The following is a 22,056-nucleotide window of genomic DNA, read 5'->3' as shown; positions in this document are numbered from 1 at the left end:
CGTTCGTGGCGCGGGTGGCGGAGTGTCGGATCAGGCCCAGTACCAGCCCGCCGCGTGCCAGGACTCGGTCCGGGTGTTCGCGTTCGCGGTGAAGCCTTCGACGCCCTTCTTGATCCCGTAGACCGAGGTATTCGCGAAGAGCGGCATGAACGGCAGGTCCCTCCGGATGATCTCCTGCACCTGCAGGTAGATGTCCTTGCGCTTCTCGGGGTCGAAGGTGCGCGCGCCCTCTTCCAGCAGGGCGTCGACCTCGGGGTTCGAGTATTGCGCGTTGTTCGAGCCGCTGCCGCCCTTGGCCACGATCGCCTTGGTGTGGAAGCGGTTGGTGACATCGGGATCGGAGCCGATCAGGTAGGTGATGCCGACCATGGCGGTCTCGAACTGCGAGCGCACCCAGAAGTCGCCCCACATCACCGCCGAGGGCAGGTTCTCGATCAGCATTTCCACGCCGATCTCGGCATAGGTCTGCTGGATGAACTGCTGCGCCTGCTCGCGCAGATGTGCCCCGGACGTGGTCGAGTTCTTGAAGGACAGCCGCACCCCGTCCTTGGCGCGAATGCCGTCCGCGCCGGGAACCCATCCGGCATCGTCGAGCAGCTGACGCGCCCGGTCCAGGTCGAATTCATGCTTCGGCAGGTCGGGATTGTAGAAATACGACTGCGTCGGCATGAAGGTCTCGGTCTCGCGCGGAACGCCGTAGTTCAGCGCGTCGATGATCGCCATCCTGTCGATTGCGGCATACAGCGCCTCGCGCACGGCGAGGTCCTGGAACTGCGGAAGATCGAGGTTGAAGTAGATGGATTCGACCGATGCCTTGGGAACCAGCGTCACGACGCGGTCGGGCAGGTCCTTCGCCTCGGCATAGTTGTCGGGGGTAAGATAGGACTGGCCCACGACGTCGATGTCGCCGCTGCGGAACTGGGTGTACAGCACCGTCATGTCGGGGATGTACTTGAAGACCAGCTGCTCGATATAGGGCCCCTCGCCGAAGTAGTCGGGGTTGGCAACCAGTTCCAGCCGGTCGCCGGCAATGCGCCGGCCCCACTTGAAGGCGCCGGTGCCGATCGGGGCCTGATGGAAGGCACCCTCGTTCATGTCGGCCTGAGCTTCGAGGATGTGCTTGGGCACCATGAAGGTTTCGGTCAGGAACGACAGGTAGGGCGCGAAGGCCTCTTCCATCCGCCAGGTCAGCTCGGTCGGCGACACCACCGTGATGTCGCGGACCAGCGCGTGGCCGGTCGTGCGCCATGCGCGGAAATCGGGATTGGTGATCAGTTCCAGCGTGTATTTCACGTCGTCGGCCGAGAAGGCCGTACCGTCATGCCAGCGCACGTCGTCACGCAGCTTGATGCGCCAGTTCAGCCCGTCTTCCGAAATCCCGCCGTTTTCGAGGCTGGGAACTTCGGTCGTCAGGTTCGGCACGATCTCCCCTTCCGGGGTGATGCGGAACAGCGCGTCGAACATCGAAAAGTTGACGCCGTCATCCACCTCGATATGGGCCATCAGCGGGTGGAACACCGTCGGCTCCTGCGACAGGCCGACGATGATGCGGCCGGTCGGGGCGGCGGGCGGGGTCTGGGCGAAGGCAGGCTTGCCCAGAAGGTTGGGGGCGATCAGCCCGGCAACGCCACCCGCCGCAATCATGCGCAGCGCCGCGCGGCGGGAATGGTCGATCTGTCCGTTCTTGTTCTTGGTCATCTGGCAGTTTCCCTTGTTGGAGCTTTTGTCGTTGATCTTAGTTTGCGGCCGCGACCGGATGCGGCCCCCGCGGACTTTCGCCCGGGATGGCGGCCACCAGTTCGCGGGTGTAGGCGGATCGCGGATCGAGGAAGATCTGCGACGGCGGACCCTGTTCCACGATCCGCCCCTTCTGCATCACGGCGATCTGGTCGCAGATCTGGCTGGCGACACGAAGATCGTGGGTGATGAAGATCATCGACACACCGGTGTCGCGCTGGATGCGGTCCAGCAGCTGCAGGATCTGGGCCTGGATGGAGACGTCGAGCGCCGAGACAGCCTCGTCCGCGATCAGCAGCCTGGGCTTGAACATCAGCGCGCGGGCGATGCCGATGCGCTGGCGCTGGCCGCCCGAGAATTCGTGCGGGTAGCGGTCCAGCGCACCCGGGTCCATCCCGCACTGATCCAGAAGCGTGCGCGCCTCCTGCCGTGCCCTGTCATGGGACATGCCATGGGCGACAGGGCCGACCGTCAGGATGCGGCCTATGGTCATGCGGGGGTTCAGCGAGGCGAAGGGGTCCTGGAAGATCATCTGGATCTTCTGGCGAAGGCTCCGGAAGCCGGCCTCCGGCAGCGGCGCGATGTCCTGGCCGTCGAACAGGATCTGGCCGCTGTCGGCCTCGATCAGCTTGATCAGCAGCCGCCCGAGCGAGGATTTTCCCGATCCGCTCTCGCCGACCACGCCCAGCGTCCGTCCGGGGGCGACCTCGAAGGAGACGTCCTGCACCGCCGGCACGATCCGTTCGGTCCGAAGGAAGGCGCTGCCGCTGCGATAGGTCTTGACCAGGTTCCGGACCCTGATCACCGGTTCCGTGTCGGCGACCGGCACCGGGGCACGGTCCACGCCGGTCAGGTGCGGCACCGCCGCGATCAGCCGGCGGGTATAGGGATGGTCGGGCGTGCGCAGGACCTTGGCGGCGCTGCCCTGTTCGACGACCCGGCCCTTCTCCATCACTACGACGCTGTCGGCGATCTCGGCCACCACGCCGAAATCATGGGTGATGAACATCACGCTCATCCCCTTGCGGGCCTGAATGTCGCGGATCAGCTTCAGGATCTGGGCCTGGGTGGTCACATCCAGCGCGGTCGTCGGCTCGTCCGCGATCAGGATCGAAGGTTCCAGCGCCAGTGCCATGGCGATCATCACCCTCTGCCGCTGACCGCCGGACAGGCGGAACGGGTACTGGTGATACATCAGTTCGGGATCGGGCAGGCCCACTTCGGTCAGCAGCTCGATGGCCCGCTCGCGCCGGGATGTGGGGGTTCCCACACCATGCGCCAGCATCGCCTCGTCGATCTGCGCGCCGACCGTCATCAGCGGGTTCAGCGCGGAAAGCGGGTCCTGGAAGATCATCGACACGACCCGGCCGCGCAGACCGCGAAGGGCTTCCGGCCCCATGCCGACGATCTCGCGCCCCTCCAGCCGGATGGACCCGGCCGTAATACGGATGGCCTTGGGCAAGAGCCCCATGATGGTATTGGCCGTCACCGACTTCCCGGAACCGGATTCGCCGATCACGCACAGGATCTGGCCACGGCGCAGATCGAACGAGACGCCCTCGGCGGCATGGACGCGTTCCATGCCTTTGGGCAGGCTGATCGTCAGACCACGCACGGACAGGGCGACATCAGGCTCGGCCTTGCGATCGGTCTTGGCTGTCATCGGAACCCCTTGCCCTTCCGCTTCGAGATTGCGCGCTCCGGTCGCGGTCCCGCCGCCGTCAGCCGGAGATGACAGCCCGAAGGATTGCACAGCGACTTCGGGAGAGGACCTCTCGCGAACCAGGATCATTATTGTCAAACTCCCCGTTACGGCTTCGATGGCCGCAATCTTTTGGTTGTGTCGCCAATTCTGCTTCGGCTGCCTGACAAACGGTGCTGAAACCGGCCGGATCGGCAGCACTAGCAACTGTAGTTGTGGCGACCGCGGCAGATAATTCTGCTCTGCCGCAGCCCGCAGGCCACTCGCCCGGGCCGCCCCTTATCCGGCATCGGACGCAGAAGCCCGCCTCAGCCGAAGGACTGGTTTGCCAGGGCGAATATGCGGGCGTCGCCGGCCGGTTCCGGCAGCACCCCCCGGACCATCGCGGTCGCCTCCGAGACGCGGCGCAGGCCAAGGCTGTCCAGCCACTCGCCCAGCCCGTCATGGGCATAGACGTCGATCCGCACGAATTGCCCCTGCAGATGGGCCAGATGCGCGAGGATCAGTGCCTGCGCGGCTTCGGCGGTATCGGCGACGACCGGACCGACGACATGGCCGCGCCCGAACAGCCGCGCGACCGAATAGCCCAGGATCCGGCCGGCCCGCTCGGACAGCATGACCCGGCCCGTGCGGGCAAGTTCGCCGATCAGCGCGTGCCGCGGCATCCCGGCCGCCTGCGCATCGAACTGCCGAAGCGCTGGCAGGTCCTCCGCCGTCGCCGGGCGGAGGGCAGCTGACGCATCCGGCGCCACGGCGTCGACAAGCGGCCCCTGATGCTGCAGCACTTGCGCCCAGGGCGAGAAACCGCGCCGCCGATACAGCGCGAAGCCTTCCTGCGTCGAGTTCAGGAACAGGTTTCGCCCCTCGGTTGCCGCCAGCAGGCCGTCGAACAGCCGGGCGCCGTGACCGCAGCCCTGTTCGGCAGCGGTCACGATGATCATTCCGGCAGAGGCGAAATCCTGACCGTAGGTCCACCACAGCGCGGTTCCGATCACCGTGCCCGACCGTTCCAGCACAAGCCCCTGCCCCAGCGTCGCGGCGGTTTCCCAATCCTCGAACCGGTAGGGCCAGCCCATCTCCTGCGAGAGCTTCAGCGCGCCCGGCAGATGGCGCCGCTCCAGCGTCGTCAGCCCCGCCGGGGCGCATGTCCTGGGATCCGTTTCCTGAAGCGTCATGGGCGTGTCCTGCCGTATCCGATCGTTTGGAGTTGCCAGCCTGGCGGCAACGCCCCGGCTTATGCTGCCGTTTCCCGCGGTCGCAGGGGCGGCATCATTCGTTTCCCGGCAGGGATCAGCAGAAAAAGCGGTCCCGGCCGGACTAGGAACGGTCTGAAGGCCGGTCGCCGGTCAGGGCGGCCCGGGTCCGCGGAACGGAACGAAGGAACCCCGATGATCTATGTCAGCGAAGAAGAATCCGCCGCGCTTGTCTCGCACGAACTGGCCTATGAGGCCGTGCGCCGTGCGCTTGTCGCGGCGGCCTCGGACCAGTGCGAGGTCTTTCCGGCGGTGCTGGGGCGGACGCGCGAGCCGACCAACACCTTTTCGATCAAGTCCGGTTGGGCCGAGGACCTCACAGGGGTGAAGATCGGGTCCTTCTGGTCGGGAAATCCCGCGCGCGGCCTGCCGAGGCACAACTCCACCATCGTGCTTCTCGATCCGTCGAACGGACGGCCCGCCGCCCTGATCGAGGCCGGGCGGGTCAATGCCTACCGCACGGCGGCGGCCAACGCCGTCGCCGCCGATCTGCTGGCCCGGCAGGAGTCGCGGGTTCTGGCGGTCTTCGGCGCGGGCAACCAGGCCGGATTCGAGGTGGCGGCGCTGGCCCGCATCCGGCCGCTCGACACCGTGCTGGTCGCCGCGCGGCCCTCTGCCCGGCGGGACGCCTTTGTCGAGCGGCTTGGCGACACCGGGCTGGCTGCACGCGCCGCGACGCCGGAGGAGGCCGTTCGCGCCGCCGATATCGTGGTGACAGCGACCCCGGCCCGGGAACCGCTGTTCGACGCCGCCTGGGTGCGGCCGGGCACCCATGTCGTCAGCATGGGCTCCGACGCGCCGGGCAAGCACGAGCTTCCGGTCGAGCTGTTTCCCGCGGCGACGCTCTTCTGCGACCTGCCGTCCCAGTCCCTGCAGATCGGCGAATTCCAGCACGTGCGCGAGGAGGTCCATGCCGGCAGGCTGACGCTCACGCCCATCGGCGACGTGATCGAGAAGCGGGCGCCCGGCCGCCGCCAGGACGACGAGATCACCGTCTTCGACAGTTCCGGCATCTCGCTGCAGGACCTCTACATGGCGGCCGCCCTGCTTCAGGTCCGGGCGGCCTGAACCTCGCTCGGGCCATAGGGGGAAATTCCCGACAAAAACACTATTGATTGTCGGGGGGCGGAGGGCTAACGCAGGGCGACCGGTTTATCGGAAATGGAACCATGAGACCTGCCAGACTTGCGGCCCTCGGCGGAGTTGCCGCCGCCCTGTTGTCCACTGCCGCGCTGGCCGAGGCGACGAGCTACCCCCTGACCATCGAGAACTGCGGCCAGCAGGTGACCTTCGAGAAGGCCCCCGAACGCGCCGTGGCCCTTGGCCATAACAGCGCCGAGATCCTGTTCCTGCTGGGGCTGGAGGACAAGATGGCCGGAACGGCCTTCTGGCCGAACAGGGTGCTGCCCGAGCTTGAGACCGCCAACGCGAAGGTCGAGGTCCTGACGGTCGAGTTCCCGACGCTCGAGGCGATCCTGGCCCGGCAGCCGGACTTCGTCCCGGCGATGCTGGTCACGCTCCTCGGTCCCGACAGCAAGGTCGCCAAGCGCGAGGATTTCGAGAAGCTGGGCATTCCGACCTATCTGTCGCCCAGTGCCTGCACCACGGTCACCGACGCCGACAACACCACCGGCAGCGGGGCCACCAGCGTCTATGGCCTGCGCGAAAACCTGTGGAACATGGACCTGCTGTATCAGGAAATCGACGATCTGGCGCGGATCCATGACGTTCAGGATCGCGGGCAGGCGCTGATCGCCGATCTGAAGGCGCGCGAGGCCAGGCTGCGGGACGAGTTTGCCCGACGCGACGATCTGACCTTCCTCTTCTGGTTCTCCTCGCCCTCGCCGTCCGACGACGCCTATCTGGCGGGCGGCAATGGCCCCTCGGGCTTCATCGCCGACCTTCTGGGCGGATCGAACGCGCTGAAGACCGAGGCCGAATGGCCCGCGCTCGGCTGGGAGGGCATCATGGCCTCGAACCCGACGGTCATCGTCGCGGCGCAGGTCGACCGCAGGCGCTGGGGCCTGGACGAGGCGCAGACGAAGATCGAGTTTCTGACCACCGACCCCGCCGTCAGCCAGATGGAGGCCGTCAAGGCCGGCCGGATCGCCGTGATCAGCGGCGCCGCGATGAACCCCTCGGTCCAGACCCTTTACGGCGCGGAACAACTGGCCGAACAGCTGCGGACCTTTGATCTGCCGTGACGGATGGCGGCACAAAGCCGGGCGGGGCAGGCACGCTTGCCCTGTTCCTGGGACTCGTCCTGATCCTGCTGGTCCTCGCGGTCGCCTTTGCCACCGCCATCGGCGACTACAGGATCGGGATCGGCACCGTGTTTCTGGCCGTGACCAACGGTCTGGGCCTGACCGCCGCCGACATTCCGCCGATCGAGCAGAGCGTGGTCTGGGACCTGCGGCTGAGCCGGGCGCTGGTCGCGGCGCTGGCCGGGGCGGGGCTGGCGATCTGCGGCGCGATCCTGCAGGCGCTTCTGCGCAATGCGCTGGCCGAGCCCTTCGTGCTGGGCGTGTCGGCCGGTGCCTCGACCGGGGCGGTGGCGGTGATCGTCCTGGGGATCGGCGCCGGCAGCCTGTCCCTGTCGATGGGTGCCTTCGCCGGGGCCTTCGCGGCCTTCGCCCTGGTGGCGCTGCTGTCCAATGGCGCGACAAGCGGGCCGAACCACACGATCCTCGCGGGCGTCGTTGCCTCGCAGCTCTTCAATGCCCTGACCTCCTATATCGTTACCACGTCGGGCAATGCCCAGCAGGCGCGGGACGTGATGTTCTGGCTGCTGGGCAGCTTCGGCGGCGTGCGCTGGCCGGATTTCCAGCTTCTGATCGTGGTCGTGCTGATCGGCCTTGCGATCTGCCTGTTGATGGCGCGGTCGCTGGATGCCTTCACCTTCGGCGATGAGGACGCCGCAGCCTTGGGCGTGCCGGTGGCGCGCATCCGGCTGATCCTGTTTGCCGTGACCGCGCTGATGACCGCGACCATCGTCAGCATGGTCGGCACCATCGGCTTCGTCGGCCTCGTCGTGCCCCATGCCGCGCGCTATGTCGTCGGGCCGCTGCACCTGCGCCTGCTGCCCGCCTGCGCGACGGTGGGGGCGGTGTTCATGGTGCTGGCCGACATCGCCTCGCGCGTGGTGGCCGAACAGCAGGTCATTCCCATCGGCGTGGTGACCGCGCTGGTCGGCGTGCCCTTCTTCGCCGTCATCCTGTACCGGGCAAGGCCGCAGACATGACCGTCATCGCGCGGAATCTGGTCTGGGGCGTGCGGCGCCGGACCATCGTCAACGACGTGTCGCTGACCGTGGCCGAGGGCGAGACGCTGGGCCTGATCGGCCCCAACGGTTCGGGCAAGTCGTCGCTCCTGCGGCTTCTGTCGGGGTTGAAGGCGCCGCAGTCGGGGCGGGTGGAGATCCGGGGCGAGGATATCGCCCGCATCTCGCGCCGGGCCCTTGCGCGGCAACTGGCCTTCGTCCAGCAGAATGCGACCACCGATACCAATGTCTCTGTCCATGACGTGGTGCGGCTGGGCCGGACGCCGCACCGTTCGGCGCTGGCCGGCTGGACCGCGGCGGACGAGACCGCCGTGGCGACCGCGCTGACCCGGGTCGACATGGCCGACCGCCGCGACCAGCCCTGGCAGACGCTGTCGGGCGGCGAGAGGCAGCGCGTTCACATCGCCCGCGCCCTCGCCCAAAGCCCGCGGGTGATGTTCCTCGACGAGCCGACGAACCACCTCGACATCCACCACCAGATCGAGATCCTGCGCATGGTGCGCAGGCTGGACGTGACCAGCGTGATCGCGCTGCACGACCTGAACCTTGCGGCCATGTTCTGCGACCGGATCGTCGTCCTTCGGGGCGGGGCCGTGGTCGCCTGCGGAACGCCGGCCGAGGTCCTGACGGAATCGCTGCTGCGCGACGTGTTCCGGGTGGAAACCGAAGTCGCGCTCGGCCCGGACTCCGCGCAGCCGCATATCCGGCTGAAATCCGATCCGCAGGCAGGGCGCTGACGGACCGCCGGACCGCCCTTCACCGCCACGCGTGGGAAAAGGTGGCCCGGTCAGCGTTTGGCGCGCCACCAGGAAATCCGGTCCCGGACCGCATAGCTCTTGATGATCGCGGGCATGAACCAGGGATTGCCCCGATACAGCGGCACCGCGGCCGGCGGACGGAAGTCGAAGGCGCTGCGCGCCTGCTCGGCATGGCCCAACAGCCTGTAGGCGGCCCGCATCCCGACCCAGGGCGCCCAGACCACACCCGAGCCGCAGAAGCCGCTGGCATAAAGCACGCCGTCCTTTTCGAAGATGCGGGGGATCATGTCGCGGTTCATCGCGACATTGCCGAACCAGCTGTGCGACAGCCTGACGTCCTTCAGTTCGGGGAAGATCTCTGCCAGCCCGGCGCGGACCCGGAGCGTCGGGGCCGGCGGGTCGCCGGCCAGCGAGCTGTCGCGCCCGCCCAGCAGGATCCGCGACCCGTCGGGCGTCGGACGGTAGTAGAAGCCCAGGATCCGGCTTTCCCCCATCATCATGCGCCTCGGCAGCAGCCGGTCCATGACCTCGGGCGCCAGTTCCTCGGTCGTGATGATCCGGGCGCGGACGGGCACGAGGCGCCGGCGCAGATAGGGGGCGGCGCCATCGGTATAGCCATTCGTGCAGACAAGGACCTGCCGTGCCCGGACCGGCCCCGCCGCGGTCAGGACCCGGAACCGGTCGCCGTCGCGCGCGATCTTCGTCACGGGCGTATTCGCGTGGACGGTCACGCCCGCCGCAAGCGCAAGGCGCAGGATTTCCGCGTGCAGCTTCCCCGGATGCAGGCCGCCGATATCCATGCGGGCCGTGCCGCCGCGGTAAAGATCGCTGCCGACATAGCCCTGTTGTTCCGCGCGCGGAACCGCGAAGGAGTCGATCCCCAGCAGCCTTGCCAGCCGGTCGGCACCGCGGGCCATGCTGTCATACTGGTTGTAGCCGAGCGCGCCCTTGAAGAGGCCAGTCAGCCTGAAGTCGCAATCCAGCCCCTCGCGGCGGATGAAATCGTACAGGAATTCGCGCGCGGCCTTTCCTTCCCTCTCGATCGCCAGCGCGCGCTCCTCGCCGAAATGCTTGCTCATCGTGGCGAAGTCGGGCCGGATCGTGCCGCTGGTGATGCCGCCATTGCGCGAGGATGCACCCTCGCCGGGGTTCATCCTGTCGAAGATCGCGACCGAGCGCCCCTCGCGCGCAAGCACCAGCCCAGCCGACAACCCGGCGAATCCCGCACCGACGATCAGCACGTCGATGCTGGCGGTCGGTTGCTGCTTGGGCAACGGTTTGACCGGAGCGGCCTCCCACCAGTAGGGGGTGCTCTTGTCGGCGATCCTTGGTGCAGGCACGGTTCTGTCTTTCACAATTGATCCGGGGCCGACCATCATCCGGGGCGGAACTGGCCAGACTCCTCCGAAGTCTGGCCGGGTTCCCCGCAGCTTCTGCGCCGAAACCGCGCCCCGATGCAGCACGAGCGGCTGATCTGCCTGCCCGTTTCGGCACGTCCTGTCGTGCCCCCGCGCCCGGGCCGCAGCGGGCCGCCGGTCAGAGACCGAGAGCCCGGGCCAGCCCCGAGATGTCGGAAACCTCGACATAGCCATAGTAGGGGTTGGCGGGCTCGTGGCCGCGGTTGACCCAGACCTTGTTCTTGATGCCGGCATCGTAGGCGGACATGTGATCGTAGCGGAAGCTCGACGAGACATGCACGAAGTCCTCCGGCGCGCATCCCAGCGTGTCGAACATGTATTCGAAGGCCCGCAGGTGCGGCTTGTAGGCGCCGGCGTCCTGCGCCGTCAGGACATGGGTGATCGGCGCGCCGAGCCTGGCGATGTTATGCGGGATCTGGGCGTTCATCGCGTTGGTCAGCGCAACCAGCGGGATCTCCTTGGCGACCTTCTCCAGACCCGCGGGCACATCGGCATGCGGCCCCCAGGTCGGCACGCGGCCGTAGATCTCGGCGGGCACCTCGGGATCGAAGGCGATACCCATGCGCTTGCAGGTGCGTTCGACCGAGTTGTGGATGACCTCGGAATAGGGCTTCCAGTCGCCCAGCACCTCATCAAGCCGATAGGCCGCGAAATGGCGCACAAACTCGTCCATCTGCGCGGGAGACAGTCTTGCGCTGTAGTGATCGCGGGCAGCGCCGGCCATGTCGAAGTCGATCATGGTGCCGTAGCAGTCGAAGCTGACGAATTTCGGGCGGAAGGACATCATTCACTCCATTCAGGGTTGGTGCATCAGCATCGCCCGATTCAAAAGGCAGTCCTTGCTGCTCTCGACCGGCGGGGAGCAGGTTATTGCGGATGGGGGCAAGACATGCGGCACAGTGTGCTGTGCGGCCGCGTCATTCGGTGACGCTTGCGGCGCGGTCCCGGCCAGTCTTTCCCTGCACGGTTGCAGCAAGGATTCATGCACATGACCACCATCGTTCCGATCAATCCGAAGCCGGATTTCGCGCCGCGCCCCGGCGTGCCGTTGCCCGAACGCCTGATCGACGGAAACCCGGTGTTCAGCACCTGGGAACAAGACAACACGCCCGCCGGCGAGATCCGCTGGAACAAGGTCCTGACCGGCGTGTGGGAAGCCAGGCCCGGGCTGACCCATTCCATCAAGGGAACGACGTTGGAATTCTGCCACATCATTCATGGCAGCGCCGAGATCACCTCGGCGACCGGAGAAAGCTGGACCTTCGGACCCGGCGACAGCTTCGTGATGAAGCCGGGCTTCGTCGGGACATGGCGAACGATCGAGACGATCCGCAAGATCTACGTCGTCGCACAGGAGTGATCGGTCGGATGAAGCCGGAACCGCTACCGCCCGAGGCCATGCTGGCGCGACTGGTCGCCTTTCCCAGCGTCGTCGGCCGTCCGAACGGCGCGATCACCGGCTTTGTCCGCGACTGGCTGGGCATTCATGGGGCGCTCTGCCACGTCCTGCCGGGACCGGAAGGCGACCGGGCGAACCTGTTCGCAACCATCGGACCGGCGGACCGGCCCGGTTACGTCCTGTCCGGTCATCTGGATGTGGTGCCGGCGTCCGAGCCCGGCTGGCTGGCCGATCCCTTCACCCTGCGCAAGGTGGGGGACAGGCTGATCGGACGCGGCGCCTGCGACATGAAGGGATTTGTCGCCGCGGCCCTCGCTCTGGTGCCCGAGCTTGCCGCGATGGACCTCGCGGCGCCGATCCACCTGGCCTTGTCCTATGACGAAGAGGCGGGGTGCCGCGGCGTGCCGCATCTCCTGTCGCGACTGCCCGAATTGTGCGCGCCGCCGGCCGGGGCGATCATCGGCGAGCCGTCGGGGCTTGTGCCCGTCCTCGCCCACAAGGGCAAGGCCGCGATCCGTCTGCGGGCGGATGGGGTGGCGGGGCATTCCTCCCGTCCCGATCTCGGGTCGAATGCGATCCACGCCCTCGTGCCCGTTCTCGACGCGGCCGTCGCGCAGGCGGCCGTGCTGCGGTCCGGGCCGCAGGACGCGCGCTTCGCGCCGCCCTGGTCCAGCCTGCAGATCGGGACGATCTCGGGCGGTCTGGCGCTGAACATCATTCCGGACCGCGCCGAGGCCGAACTCGAGGCCCGCGCCATCGCCGGCGTCGAGCCGAGGGACCTTCTGGCACCGGTGACGGAGGCAGCGCGCACCGCCGGGGTCGCGGTCGAGACCCTGTCCAGCTATCCGGCGCTGGCGCTGGACCCCGATCATCCCCTGGCCGCGCTGATCGAGGATCTGTCGGGCAAGGCCCCCCTGGCAGCCGTCAGCTACGGCACCGAGGCCGGGCTTTTTCAGGCGGCGGGGGTTCCTGCGGTGATCTGCGGACCGGGCGCGATCGACCGCGCCCACAAGCCCGAGGAATATCTGACGACCGGCGAACTCGACTCCTGCTGCGCGCTGATCCGCCGGCTTGGGCAGCGATTGCTTGGCTGACGAAACTTCCTGCCGTGGCCCGTCCGGCGACAGGCGCAAGCTGCCGTCCGTTCCGGTGTTGGAGCCAAAGATGCCGCCAAAGCCGGTCTAGGCTGGCGGCGAACAGACCGCAGCCTGTCAGCCCGACTGCGGGCAAGGCGGCACGAAGGGAGCAATCATGTTTACCGGGAAGATCCTCGCGAACTCGCTGGTCGAACTGGATCGCCGGCATCTGGTGCATCCCGTCTCGTCCTTCCGGGGCCACGAGGCGCGCGGGGTCCGGCTGATCGTCTCGGCCCAAGGGGCAACGGTCACCGACTCCACCGGCCGCCAGCTGATCGACGGCTTCGCGGGTCTCTGGTGCGTCAATGCGGGATACGGGCAGGACAGCGTGGTCGAGGCCGCCATGCGCCAGATGCGCGAACTGCCCTATGCGACGGGCTATTTCGACCTTGGCGCCGAGGCCCCCATTCGCCTTGCCGCGGCCCTGGCCGAGCGGGCGCCGGGCGACCTGAACCATGTCTATTTCACCCTGGGCGGATCGGATGCCGTGGACAGCACGATCCGCTTCATCCGCTATTACTGGCATTCGAGGGGACAGCCGGCGCGCGACCAGTTCATCTCGGTGGCATCGGGCTATCACGGCTCGACCAGCATGGGCGCCGGGCTGACGGCGCTGCCGCTGTTCCATGAGGGGTTCGGCATCCCGCATGACTGGCAGCACAAGATTTCGTCGCATGCGCTGTACCGCAACCCCCTGGCCACCGATCCCCGGGCCGTGATCGACGCCTCGGTCGCCGAACTGCGGGCCAAGGTGGCGGCCATCGGCGCCGACCGCGTCGCGGCCTTCTATCTGGAGCCGATCCAAGGATCGGGCGGGGTGCTGGTGCCTCCGCCGGGCTGGGTCAAGGCGATGCGCGACACCTGCACCGAGCTGGGCATCCTGTTCGTCGCCGACGAGGTGATCACCGCCTTCGGTCGCACCGGCCCGCTGTTCGCCTGCGAGGACGAGGGGATCGTGCCCGACCTGATGACGGTCGCCAAGGGCCTGACCTCGGGCTACCTGCCGATGGGCGCCGTCCTGATGTCGGACGAGGTCTACGAGACCATTGCCGAAGGCGCCGGTGCCAGGGCCGTCGGCCACGGCTTCACCTATTCGGCGCATCCCGTCTCGGCCGCCGTGGCGCTGGAGGTGCTGGCGCTGTACGAAGGCGGCCTTCTGGACAACGGCCGCCGCATGGGCGAGCGGCTCCAGGCCGGTCTGCGCGGGCTGGCCGATCATCCGCTGGTCGGGGATGTCCGGGGGCGCGGCATGCTGGCCGCTGTCGAACTGGTCAGCGACAAGGCGGCGAAGACACCGCTGCCCGCGGAACTTGATCCGGCAACCCGGCTGTTCGACCGGGCCTGGGATCAGGGGCTGATCATCCGGTCCTTCGCACAGGGCGTGTTCGGCTATGCCCCGCCCCTGTGCTGCACGGCGGACGAGATCGACGCCATCGTCGAACGCACCGCCAAGGTCCTGGACCTGACCCTGCAGGATCCCGAAATCCGGGCGGTACTGGGCTGATGGCGCTGCTGTTTCTGTCAACCCGCGAACGGGCGCCGGTCTGGCATCGTATCCTGACCGAGGCCGGCGAAGAGATGGTCGACGGCGAGGCGGCCGTCACCGATCCCGCCGCCATCACCGAAATTGCCTGCTGGACCCCGCCGGCCGATCTGGGGCGCTATCCCAACCTGCGTGCCGTCATCTCGGTCGGCGCGGGGGTCGATCACCTGCCGCCCCTGCCGCCCGGGGTCGTGCTGTCCCGCACCCTGTCCGCCGGCATCGACGCGATGGTGCGGGACTGGGTGATGATGGCCGTGCTGATGCTGCATCGCGACCTGCCGGCCTATCTGCAGCAGGCCCGGCAGGGCCTCTGGAAGGCCCGGCCGGTGCGCGAGGCGGCGTCCCGGCGGATCGGCATTTTGGGGATGGGGCGGATCGGCAGGCTGGTGGCCGACAGCCTGACGACCCTCGGGTTCGACGTCGCGGGCCAGTCGCGATCGGGCGCCGGGGGGCCGGGCAGCACGCTCTTCCGGGCCAGCGAGACCGAAGCCTTCCTCGCCCGCAGCGATCTGCTGGTCTGCCTCCTGCCCCTTACCGAGGAAACCAGGGGCATCCTCGGCGCCCGGACCTTCGCGATGCTTCCCCGTGGGGCGGGCCTGATCCATGCCGGGCGCGGCGGTCACCTGCGCATGACGGACCTGCGCGAGGCGCTGGACGGCGGCCAGCTGTCCGGCGCGGTGCTGGATGTCACCGACCCCGAACCCTTGCCGGCGGATCACTGGCTCTGGTCGGACCCTCGGGTCATCGTGACCCCGCATGTCGCGGCCCAGACCAACCCGGTCGAAGGCGCGCAGCACGCGCTGGCCGTGATCCGGGCCCTGCGCGCCGGCCACGCGGTTCCGGGACGTGTGGATCGGGAACGGGGCTATTGACGGTGTGAATGGCCCGTCGGCCGGATCAAGCCCTGGACCTGCGGTTCCCGGACATGGGATGGGTGCGGCGGAATCCGAACGTGCTAGTCCCGCTCGTCGAACAGACGGGCCAGCGGGATCTGCTGTTTCACGAATGGGGTCTTCAGCACCACGAAGCTGAAATACTTGTCGATCCCGAGATTGCGGTCGATCAGTCCCTCGACCATCGACTGATAGGCGGAGATGCCGGAGGTCACGAATTTCGCGAGGTAGTCGTACCCGCCAGAGACGAGGTGGCACTCGACGCAGCTCTCGACCTTCTCCAGCGCCTCCTGGAAACGGGCGAAGTCGATCTGGCGATGGTTCTTCAGGGTGAACTCGGTGAAGACGGTCAGGGTCTCGCCCAGTTTCGACAGGTCGATCTGGGCCGAATAGCCGGTGATATATCCCGCCTGCTGCAGCTTCTTCACCCGCATCAGGCAGGGCGAGGGCGAGAGGTTCACCTCGTCGGCAAGCTCGACATTGGTGATGCGGCCGTTGCGCTGCAGGACCGCCAGAATCTTCACATCAATCCGGTCGAGCCTGTAGTGACCTGTCATGGTCATGTCCCTCACAGCGTGCTGTCGCGTGCCTCTGTCAGCGTACCGCAACCCTCTTCCGCGCAACAATCGAAAGCCTTCCGCATTCAGCATAAAATGCCGCGGGCGCCCGGGACATCGGAAGATTGCCGCATGATCGGGCTGCTAGCGTCCCCGCAGACACAGGAGATTGCCATGCCGGCCCCACTGCTAGAGGTCGCGACCTCGAACCACCTTCCCCCCTCGGCAGATTGCGTGGTGATCGGGGGCGGGATCGTGGGCGTGTCGGCGGCCTACTGGCTGGCCTCCGCCGGGCAGAAGGTGGTCCTGCTGGAAAAGGGCCTGGTCGGGGCCGAGCAGTCCAGCCGGAACTGGGGCTGGTGCCGTCAGCAGAACCGCGACGCGCGCGAACTGGCGCTGGCGACGCGGAGCCTCGATCTGTGGGAACGGATGGCGGAGGATATCGGCGACAGCCTCGGCTTCTCCCGCTGCGGGCTGCTGTACCTGTCGAATTCGCCCGCAGAGATCGAGGGCTGGGCAAACTGGGGCCGCTTTGCGCGGGGCGCGGGCGTCGAGACGCACATGCTGACCGCCGCCGAGGCCACGGAACGGGGCGCCGCGACGGGCCAACGCTGGGCCGGCGGGGTCTGGTCGCCGTCGGACGGGACAGCGGACCCGTCCCGCGCCGCGCCGATGATCGCCCGCGGGGTCGAGGTGCATGGCGGCCATGTCGTGCAGAACTGCGCCGCGCGCGGGGTGGAACTTGCCGCGGGGCGCGTCGCCGCCGTGATCACCGAACGAGGCACCATCCGGACCTCCGCCGTCGTGGTCGCGGGCGGGGCCTGGGCCGGAAGTTTCGTGAACCAGCTCGGCATCGCCTTTCCGCAGGCCTCCGTCCGCAGCTCGGTCCTGTCGGTCGCGCCGGGGGCGAAGGGCCTGCCCCCCGCGCTCGTCTCGGGCGGCGTGGCCGTCACCCGGCGCGGCGACGGCGGGTATATGCTGGCGATCTCGGGCCGGGCCTGCCTCGATCCGACGCAGGGCGCGATTGCCGGCATCCGGCATTTCCTGCCGATGTTCGCCCGCAGGTGGCGCTCGCTGCGGCCCGGCGGCCTGCAGGCCTGGAACGCCGGCTTCGAGACCCGCGCCCGCTGGGCGCTGGACCGGCCCACGCCGATGGAGCGGACGCGCATCCTCGATCCGCGCCCCTCGGCAAGGATCATTGCCGAGACGCTGGCCAAGGCGCGGGCTCTGGTGCCGGACCTGCGGCACCTGCCGGTGCAGGCCACCTGGGCCGGCTATATCGACAGCACGCCGGATGGCGTTCCGGTGATCGACGCCGATATCGGGATCCCCGGGCTGGTGCTGGCCGCCGGCCTGTCGGGCCATGGCTTCGGCATCGGTCCGGGCGTCGGCCATCTGGTCGCCGACCTGGTCCTGGGCCGCCGCCCCATCGCCGACACGAAACACTACCGGCTGGCCCGTTTCGGCCTCAGCCAATGGGGCAAGGTGTCCGACTTCTAGGCCTGTCGGGTCCGGGCGCGCCTCGCTCTTCTGTCGCGCCGGGTCCGGAACGGCGCGATCTGCCGCCAATCGCGCCCGATCCGGCATCATGGACCGCGATCCGGCCCGCATTCTGCACGCGCTACCCAAGGAGACTGCCATGAGGACGCACAAGCTGGCCGTGATCCCCGGTGACGGGATCGGCGTGGATGTCACGGACGCCGCGCTGGCGGTCCTGCACGCGGTCGCAGGCCGCTTCGGCTTCGGGGTCGCGACGCAGGGCTTTCCCTGGTCCTGCGCCTACTATCTCGAAACCGGGGCGATGATGCCCCCGGACGGCATCGACACCCTGCGCAGCTTCGACGCCATCCTGCTGGGCGCGGTCGGCTGGCCGGAAACCGTGCCGGATTCCGTCTCGCTGCACGGGCTGTTGCTGCCGATCCGCAAGAGCTTCAACCAATATGCCAATATCCGTCCGCACCGGCCTCTGCCGGGGGTCGACGCGCCGCTGAAAACCTCTGCCTTCGACATCCTCTGCATCCGCGAGAATACCGAAGGCGAATATTCCGGCGCCGGAGGCCGCGTGCATCAGGGCACCGCCGACGAAGTGGCGATCGAGACGTCGATCTTTACCCGTACCGGGGTGGAACGCATCCTGCGCTTTGCCTTCGATCAGGCACGGGCGCGCCGGGGGCACGTCACCTCGGTCACCAAATCCAACGCCCAGCGACATTCGATGGTGTTCTGGGACGAGGTGACCCGCCTTGTCGCCGCCGACTACCCCGATGTCCGCGTCTCGCAGATCCATATCGACGCGATGGCGGCGCGGATGGTGATGGCGCCCGACAGCCTCGATGTGGTCGTGGCCTCGAACCTGTTCGGCGACATTCTCACCGACCTCGGCGCCGCGATTCAGGGCGGTCTCGGCTTTGCCGCCTCGGCCAATATCTGCCCGGACCGGTCCGCCCCCTCGATGTTCGAACCGGTGCATGGCTCGGCGCCCGACATCGCCGGGCGCAATGTCGCGAATCCGATCGCCGCCATCTGGTCGGCGGCGATGATGCTCGACCATCTCGGCGAAGCCGCGGCCGCCGGCGCCGTCATGGAGGCCGTCAACGCGACGACGGCCCGGGGCATCGGCACCTCGCAGGGGCGCAACACCACCGATGAGATCACGGCGGCGATCCTCGCCGCGCTGGAGGCGCAATGATGAAGCTGCACGATCCCGACCTGTTCCGAAACGCCGCCCTGATCGACGGCGAGTGGCTGGCGCGCGCCGACATGCCGGTCACCGATCCGGCGACGGGCGACACGCTGGGGATGCTGCCCGACTGCACCGCAGAGGAAACCGCCACCGCCATCGACGCGGCGGCGCGCGCCATGGTCGGTTGGCGGGCCCGGACCCATGCGCAGCGCGCCGACATGCTGATGCGGTGGTATCAGCTGATGCTGGACAATTCCGAGGATCTGGCGCGCATCCTGACCGCCGAGCAGGGCAAACCCATGTCGGAAGCGCGCGCCGAAGTGGCCTATGGCGCCAGTTTCGTGCGCTGGTTCGCCGAAGAGGCGCGGCGCATCAACGGCAAGATCATCCCCTCGCCCGTGGCGGGCAAGAAGATCCTTGCCATGAAAGAGCCGGTCGGCGTCTGCGCGATCATCACGCCGTGGAACTTCCCCATCGCCATGATCACGCGCAAGGTCGCGCCGGGGCTGGCGGCGGGCTGCACGATGGTGGTGAAACCGTCGGACTTCACCCCCTATTCGGCGCTGGCGCTGGCCGTCCTGGCCGAAAGGGCGGGCATCCCTGCGGGCGTGCTGAACATCCTGACCGGCAAGCCCGAGGCGATCGGCGCGACGCTGACCGCGAGCCCGGTCGTGCGCAAGCTGTCCTTCACCGGCTCCACCCGGGTGGGCGCGTTTCTGGCCGAACAATGTGCGCCGACCCTGAAACGCCTGAGCCTGGAACTGGGCGGCAACGCACCCTTCGTGGTCTTCGACGACGCCGATCTCGACGCCGCGGTCGAAGGCGCGATGCAGTCCAAGTTCCGCAACGGCGGGCAGACCTGCGTCTGCGCCAACCGGATCATGGTGCAGTCGGGCATCCATGATGCCTTTGTCGACGCGCTGGCGCAGCGTGTCGATGCGTTGAAGGTCGGCCCGGGAACAGAGGCGGGGGTGGACATCGGACCGATGATCAACGCGGCCGCCATGGACAAGATCGGCGCGCATGTGGCGGATGCGCTGGACAAGGGCGCGACCCGGGTCACACGGACCCGCAACCTGCCGGGAAACTTCGCCGATCCCGTGGTGCTGTCGGGCGCCAGCGGCGCGATGCGGCTGGCGACGGAGGAAACCTTCGGCCCCGTCGCACCGATCTTCCGGTTCGAGACCGAGGATGAGGCGCTGACACTGGCGAATGGCACGCCCTTCGGACTGGCGGCCTATTTCTACACCCGCGACATGGCCCGCGCCTTCCGCTTCGGCGAGGCGCTGGAATTCGGAATGGTCGGCCTCAACACCGGGCTGATCAGCAACGAGGTCTCCCCCTTCGGCGGCGTCAAGGCGTCCGGCCTCGGCCGCGAAGGCGCCGAGGAGGGGATCGAGGAGTATCTGGAAACCAAGGCCTTCCATTTCGGAGGACTGTAGTCGTGCGGGCGGCCTGCGGGACGGCTGGCCGACAGGCCGGCCGCGGCCCGCAGGTTATGCGCCACGCCCGGCGAACAACGCTATTTTGTTTCGCGCAGCCGCGGCATCCGACAGCAAACGTTTCCCGATCCGCAGTCCCCTGTAGGGCATGACGGCAGTCGATGGGGAACCCTGCTGGAAAACCCGATGCGCCTACCTCCAACCCGCAAACGCGAGCCACGTCCATGTCCGGTCTGAACGCCCCCTTCTTCGCCGATGATGCCGTCGCCACCCCGTTCTGGTGGGATGCGGCCCGCCCGAACGGGACCAATGCCGACGACATCCCCTCCACCACCGAGGTGGCGATCATCGGGGGGGGCTTCACCGGCCTCAACGCGGCGATTGTCCTGGCAAGGGCCGGCAAGCAGGTCAGCGTCTTCGACGCCGATGCGCCGGGCTGGGGCGCCTCGTCGCGCAATGGCGGGTTCCTTGGGCCCGGCTGGGCCTTCTTCGATACGGCCATGCAGCATGGCGAGGACGTGGCGCGCCGCGTCGTGGAAGAAAGCTTCGAGTCCCTGCAACACGTCAAGGACGTGGTTGCACGGGAAGGGATCGACTGCGACCTGAAGGTTGTCGGTTACTTCAAGGGGGCGATGACCCCGCGCATCTATGACAGCCTGGGCAGGAACATCGACCGCATCAGCAAGGTGATGCCCTGCGACGCCTACATGGTCCCCCGGTCCGAACAGCACAAGGAAGTGGGCTCGGATCTCTATCACGGCGGGGTCGCGATGCCCGGCTATGCCGGCATCCACCCGGCGAAATACGTCCGGGGCCTCGCCGAAGCGGCCCGGCGACTGGGCGCCCGGGTCTTCGGCCAGGCACGGGTCACCGATCTTCGTCAGGCGGACGGCACCTTCGCCTTCAAGGTGCAGGGCCGCGACGTCAGGGCGCGGCAGGTCCTGATCGCGACCAACGGATACAGCGGCGCGCTGCTGCCCTATCTGAAGCGGCGCATCATCCCGGTCGGAAGCGGCCTCGTCGCCACCGAGGAGCTGCCGCCCGAGCTCATGAACAGGCTGATGCCGAAACAGCAGATGCTGGCCGGCAGCCAGCGCGTGGTGACCTACTATCGTCCCTCGCCGGACGGAAAGCGCATCATCCTGGGCGGGCGCGTGCTCGACATGAGCGGGACGGACAGAAGCAACGTCGCCAATGCCACCTATATCCGCAGCCTTCTGCTGAGGATCTTTCCGGAACTCGCCGCCTACAAGATCAGCCATTACTGGCACGGCCAGCTCGGCTTCACCTTCGACCATCTCCCGCATGTGGATACTATCGACGGGGTGTATTTCGCCGGCGGCTACAACGGCACGGGCGTGGCGCGCGCCAGCTGGCTGGGCAGCCGCATCGCGAACCGGATGCTCGGCAACGACGACGGCAGGACGGTCTATGGCGACCTCGCTTTCCCGTCGCGCCCCTTCTACAACGGCAAGCCGTGGTTCCTGCCTCTGGCGGTCTGGTACTATGGCATGCTGGACAGATGGGATCAGCGGTGACCGGGACGGGTCCGCATCCCGTCAGCGCTGATCCAGCAATCGCGTCTGAAGGTCTTCCCAGTGCTCCTGAAAGGCATCGCGGGCGGTGCCGTAGTGGCGGCTCTTCAGGCTGTCGATCAGCCGCTCATGCTCCAGCGCCATGTCCTCGGCCGCCGCATAGAAGCCCTGCCTCTGGATCAGCAGAAGCTCGATTTCGCCCTCGAGGCCGGAATAGGTCCGCTTCAGCCGCGCGCTCCCGCTCGCGGCGATGATCGCGCGGTGAAAGTCGCGGTCGGCGGTCACCAGCGCCGACCGGTCGGCCGACCGCGCCGGATCCCGCATGACCGCGACCGCGTCCAGCGCGGCGGGCGGGATCACGCCGGTCAGCACGATCATTCGGACGGCCTCGCCTTCGATGGCGCCGCGCAGGCGGGTGATATCGACGATGTCGTCAGGCCCGAACTCGGGCAGCATGAAGCCCCGGTTCGGAATCTGGCGCAGCAGGCCCTGGGTGACGAGCACAAGCGCCGCCGTCCGGAACGTGTGCCGCGAGGTCGAATGCTCCTCGCACATCTTGACGTCGCGCAGGAACTCGCCGGGCCTGAAATCGCCGGACAGGATGCGTCGCCGCAGGTCCTGCGTCAGGATCTCCACCGCGCTGGCGGGGATGGGTCCGGAACCGGACGGAAGTTCCTGAACGTGCGTCATGGCTTTGGCCGTGGGTGAAGCGTCTTGCGG

The 22,056-nt window shown here is 67.8% G+C and carries 19 protein-coding genes; 12 read left to right on the top strand and 7 right to left on the bottom strand.

What is annotated here, in order from left to right; genetic code table 11:
• Positions 1–30: 30 nt before the first annotated feature.
• The 3 genes from EEY80_RS04295 to EEY80_RS04285 all read right to left on the bottom strand — a co-directional run bounded on the left by EEY80_RS04295 (position 31) and on the right by EEY80_RS04285 (position 4,614).
• Positions 31–1,698 (bottom strand): peptide ABC transporter substrate-binding protein, encoded by a 1,668-nt coding sequence (locus EEY80_RS04295; RefSeq protein WP_126975337.1) that lies wholly within the window; start codon positions 1,696–1,698, stop codon positions 31–33.
• Between the two features lie 37 nt (positions 1,699–1,735).
• A complete protein-coding gene (locus EEY80_RS04290) occupies positions 1,736–3,400 on the bottom strand; it encodes an ABC transporter ATP-binding protein (RefSeq protein ID WP_126975336.1) in 1,665 nt (554 codons plus the stop codon).
• A 347-nt stretch (positions 3,401–3,747) separates the two neighbouring features.
• Entirely contained in the window at positions 3,748–4,614 is an 867-nt protein-coding gene (locus EEY80_RS04285) for a GNAT family N-acetyltransferase (protein ID WP_126975335.1), read from the bottom strand.
• Between the two features lie 213 nt (positions 4,615–4,827).
• Here EEY80_RS04285 and EEY80_RS04280 point away from each other — a divergent pair, with 213 nt between their 5' ends.
• The 4 genes from EEY80_RS04280 to EEY80_RS04265 all read left to right on the top strand — a co-directional run bounded on the left by EEY80_RS04280 (position 4,828) and on the right by EEY80_RS04265 (position 8,709).
• Positions 4,828–5,760, top strand: a complete 933-nt coding sequence (locus EEY80_RS04280; RefSeq protein ID WP_126975334.1) for an ornithine cyclodeaminase family protein — start codon at positions 4,828–4,830, stop codon at positions 5,758–5,760.
• Between the two features lie 101 nt (positions 5,761–5,861).
• Complete coding sequence (locus tag EEY80_RS04275; protein ID WP_126975333.1) at positions 5,862–6,896, top strand: ABC transporter substrate-binding protein; 1,035 nt, start codon at positions 5,862–5,864, stop codon at positions 6,894–6,896.
• Positions 6,893–7,933 (top strand): FecCD family ABC transporter permease, encoded by a 1,041-nt coding sequence (locus tag EEY80_RS04270; protein WP_126975332.1) that lies wholly within the window; start codon positions 6,893–6,895, stop codon positions 7,931–7,933. The genes EEY80_RS04275 and EEY80_RS04270 overlap by 4 nt, the downstream gene beginning before the upstream one ends.
• Positions 7,930–8,709, top strand: a complete 780-nt coding sequence (locus tag EEY80_RS04265) for an ABC transporter ATP-binding protein (RefSeq protein ID WP_126975331.1) — start codon at positions 7,930–7,932, stop codon at positions 8,707–8,709. Before EEY80_RS04270 ends, EEY80_RS04265 begins: the two co-directional genes overlap by 4 nt.
• A gap of 50 nt (positions 8,710–8,759) precedes the next feature.
• On the opposite strand, the gene EEY80_RS04260 is transcribed toward EEY80_RS04265, so the two are convergent.
• Both EEY80_RS04260 and EEY80_RS04255 read right to left on the bottom strand, forming a co-directional pair.
• Positions 8,760–10,070 (bottom strand): NAD(P)/FAD-dependent oxidoreductase, encoded by a 1,311-nt coding sequence (locus EEY80_RS04260; protein ID WP_126975330.1) that lies wholly within the window; start codon positions 10,068–10,070, stop codon positions 8,760–8,762.
• A gap of 196 nt (positions 10,071–10,266) precedes the next feature.
• Positions 10,267–10,932, bottom strand: a complete 666-nt coding sequence (locus EEY80_RS04255) for a haloacid dehalogenase type II (RefSeq protein ID WP_205749023.1) — start codon at positions 10,930–10,932, stop codon at positions 10,267–10,269.
• Positions 10,933–11,136: 204 nt separating this feature from the next.
• Between EEY80_RS04255 and EEY80_RS04250 the strand changes: the two genes are divergently transcribed.
• The 4 genes from EEY80_RS04250 to EEY80_RS04235 all read left to right on the top strand — a co-directional run bounded on the left by EEY80_RS04250 (position 11,137) and on the right by EEY80_RS04235 (position 15,098).
• Entirely contained in the window at positions 11,137–11,508 is a 372-nt protein-coding gene (locus EEY80_RS04250) for a cupin domain-containing protein (protein ID WP_126975328.1), read from the top strand.
• An 8-nt stretch (positions 11,509–11,516) separates the two neighbouring features.
• Positions 11,517–12,641 carry an acetylornithine deacetylase gene (gene argE, locus EEY80_RS04245; protein ID WP_205749022.1) on the top strand — a complete coding sequence of 375 codons (1,125 nt, stop codon included), beginning with the start codon at positions 11,517–11,519 and terminating at the stop codon, positions 12,639–12,641.
• 157 nt (positions 12,642–12,798) lie between these two features.
• Positions 12,799–14,187, top strand: coding sequence for an aminotransferase class III-fold pyridoxal phosphate-dependent enzyme (locus tag EEY80_RS04240; protein ID WP_235829703.1), 1,389 nt, complete (start codon positions 12,799–12,801; stop codon positions 14,185–14,187).
• The gene (locus tag EEY80_RS04235) at positions 14,187–15,098 is read left to right on the top strand and encodes a 2-hydroxyacid dehydrogenase (protein ID WP_126975327.1); all 912 of its coding nucleotides are present in this window, start codon (positions 14,187–14,189) and stop codon (positions 15,096–15,098) included. The genes EEY80_RS04240 and EEY80_RS04235 overlap by 1 nt, the downstream gene beginning before the upstream one ends.
• 83 nt (positions 15,099–15,181) lie before the next feature.
• Here EEY80_RS04235 and EEY80_RS04230 read toward each other — a convergent pair whose 3' ends face one another.
• Positions 15,182–15,676 carry an Lrp/AsnC family transcriptional regulator gene (locus EEY80_RS04230; RefSeq protein WP_126975326.1) on the bottom strand — a complete coding sequence of 165 codons (495 nt, stop codon included), beginning with the start codon at positions 15,674–15,676 and terminating at the stop codon, positions 15,182–15,184.
• Positions 15,677–15,850: 174 nt separating this feature from the next.
• Between EEY80_RS04230 and EEY80_RS04225 the strand changes: the two genes are divergently transcribed.
• The 4 genes from EEY80_RS04225 to EEY80_RS04210 all read left to right on the top strand — a co-directional run bounded on the left by EEY80_RS04225 (position 15,851) and on the right by EEY80_RS04210 (position 21,339).
• Positions 15,851–17,176 (top strand): NAD(P)/FAD-dependent oxidoreductase, encoded by a 1,326-nt coding sequence (locus EEY80_RS04225; protein WP_126975325.1) that lies wholly within the window; start codon positions 15,851–15,853, stop codon positions 17,174–17,176.
• A gap of 139 nt (positions 17,177–17,315) precedes the next feature.
• Positions 17,316–18,365, top strand: a complete 1,050-nt coding sequence (locus EEY80_RS04220) for a tartrate dehydrogenase (protein WP_126975324.1) — start codon at positions 17,316–17,318, stop codon at positions 18,363–18,365.
• On the top strand, positions 18,362–19,801 hold the full coding sequence (locus EEY80_RS04215) for an NAD-dependent succinate-semialdehyde dehydrogenase (RefSeq protein ID WP_126975323.1): 1,440 nt from the start codon (positions 18,362–18,364) through the stop codon (positions 19,799–19,801). The genes EEY80_RS04220 and EEY80_RS04215 overlap by 4 nt, the downstream gene beginning before the upstream one ends.
• A gap of 224 nt (positions 19,802–20,025) precedes the next feature.
• On the top strand, positions 20,026–21,339 hold the full coding sequence (locus tag EEY80_RS04210; RefSeq protein WP_126975322.1) for an NAD(P)/FAD-dependent oxidoreductase: 1,314 nt from the start codon (positions 20,026–20,028) through the stop codon (positions 21,337–21,339).
• Between the two features lie 21 nt (positions 21,340–21,360).
• Here the strand turns inward: EEY80_RS04210 and EEY80_RS04205 are convergent, their stop codons facing one another.
• Entirely contained in the window at positions 21,361–22,026 is a 666-nt protein-coding gene (locus EEY80_RS04205; protein WP_126975321.1) for a GntR family transcriptional regulator, read from the bottom strand.
• Between the last annotated feature and the right edge of the window lie 30 nt (positions 22,027–22,056).

The sequence above is a fragment of the Frigidibacter oleivorans genome (genome assembly GCF_003993775.1).
Lineage (GTDB): Bacteria > Pseudomonadota > Alphaproteobacteria > Rhodobacterales > Rhodobacteraceae > Frigidibacter > Frigidibacter oleivorans.
This window is presented reverse-complemented; position numbering and strand designations above follow the sequence as displayed.

Bases quoted from the DNA above. Each gene is read 5' to 3' on its own strand.
- EEY80_RS04210 (WP_126975322.1), top strand. From the start codon at position 20,026: ATGTCCGGTCTGAACGCCCCCTTCTTCGCCGATGATGCCGTCGCCACC.
- EEY80_RS04235 (WP_126975327.1), top strand. From the start codon at position 14,187: ATGGCGCTGCTGTTTCTGTCAACCCGCGAACGGGCGCCGGTCTGGCAT.
- EEY80_RS04240 (WP_235829703.1), top strand. From the start codon at position 12,799: ATGTTTACCGGGAAGATCCTCGCGAACTCGCTGGTCGAACTGGATCGC.
- EEY80_RS04280 (WP_126975334.1), top strand. From the start codon at position 4,828: ATGATCTATGTCAGCGAAGAAGAATCCGCCGCGCTTGTCTCGCACGAA.
- EEY80_RS04220 (WP_126975324.1), top strand. From the start codon at position 17,316: ATGAGGACGCACAAGCTGGCCGTGATCCCCGGTGACGGGATCGGCGTG.
- EEY80_RS04205 (WP_126975321.1), bottom strand. From the start codon at position 22,026: ATGACGCACGTTCAGGAACTTCCGTCCGGTTCCGGACCCATCCCCGCC.
- EEY80_RS04275 (WP_126975333.1), top strand. From the start codon at position 5,862: ATGAGACCTGCCAGACTTGCGGCCCTCGGCGGAGTTGCCGCCGCCCTG.
- EEY80_RS04255 (WP_205749023.1), bottom strand. From the start codon at position 10,932: ATGTCCTTCCGCCCGAAATTCGTCAGCTTCGACTGCTACGGCACCATG.
- argE (WP_205749022.1), top strand. From the start codon at position 11,517: ATGAAGCCGGAACCGCTACCGCCCGAGGCCATGCTGGCGCGACTGGTC.
- EEY80_RS04285 (WP_126975335.1), bottom strand. From the start codon at position 4,614: ATGACGCTTCAGGAAACGGATCCCAGGACATGCGCCCCGGCGGGGCTG.
- EEY80_RS04295 (WP_126975337.1), bottom strand. From the start codon at position 1,698: ATGACCAAGAACAAGAACGGACAGATCGACCATTCCCGCCGCGCGGCG.
- EEY80_RS04265 (WP_126975331.1), top strand. From the start codon at position 7,930: ATGACCGTCATCGCGCGGAATCTGGTCTGGGGCGTGCGGCGCCGGACC.
- EEY80_RS04215 (WP_126975323.1), top strand. From the start codon at position 18,362: ATGATGAAGCTGCACGATCCCGACCTGTTCCGAAACGCCGCCCTGATC.
- EEY80_RS04250 (WP_126975328.1), top strand. From the start codon at position 11,137: ATGACCACCATCGTTCCGATCAATCCGAAGCCGGATTTCGCGCCGCGC.
- EEY80_RS04230 (WP_126975326.1), bottom strand. From the start codon at position 15,676: ATGACAGGTCACTACAGGCTCGACCGGATTGATGTGAAGATTCTGGCG.
- EEY80_RS04225 (WP_126975325.1), top strand. From the start codon at position 15,851: ATGCCGGCCCCACTGCTAGAGGTCGCGACCTCGAACCACCTTCCCCCC.
- EEY80_RS04290 (WP_126975336.1), bottom strand. From the start codon at position 3,400: ATGACAGCCAAGACCGATCGCAAGGCCGAGCCTGATGTCGCCCTGTCC.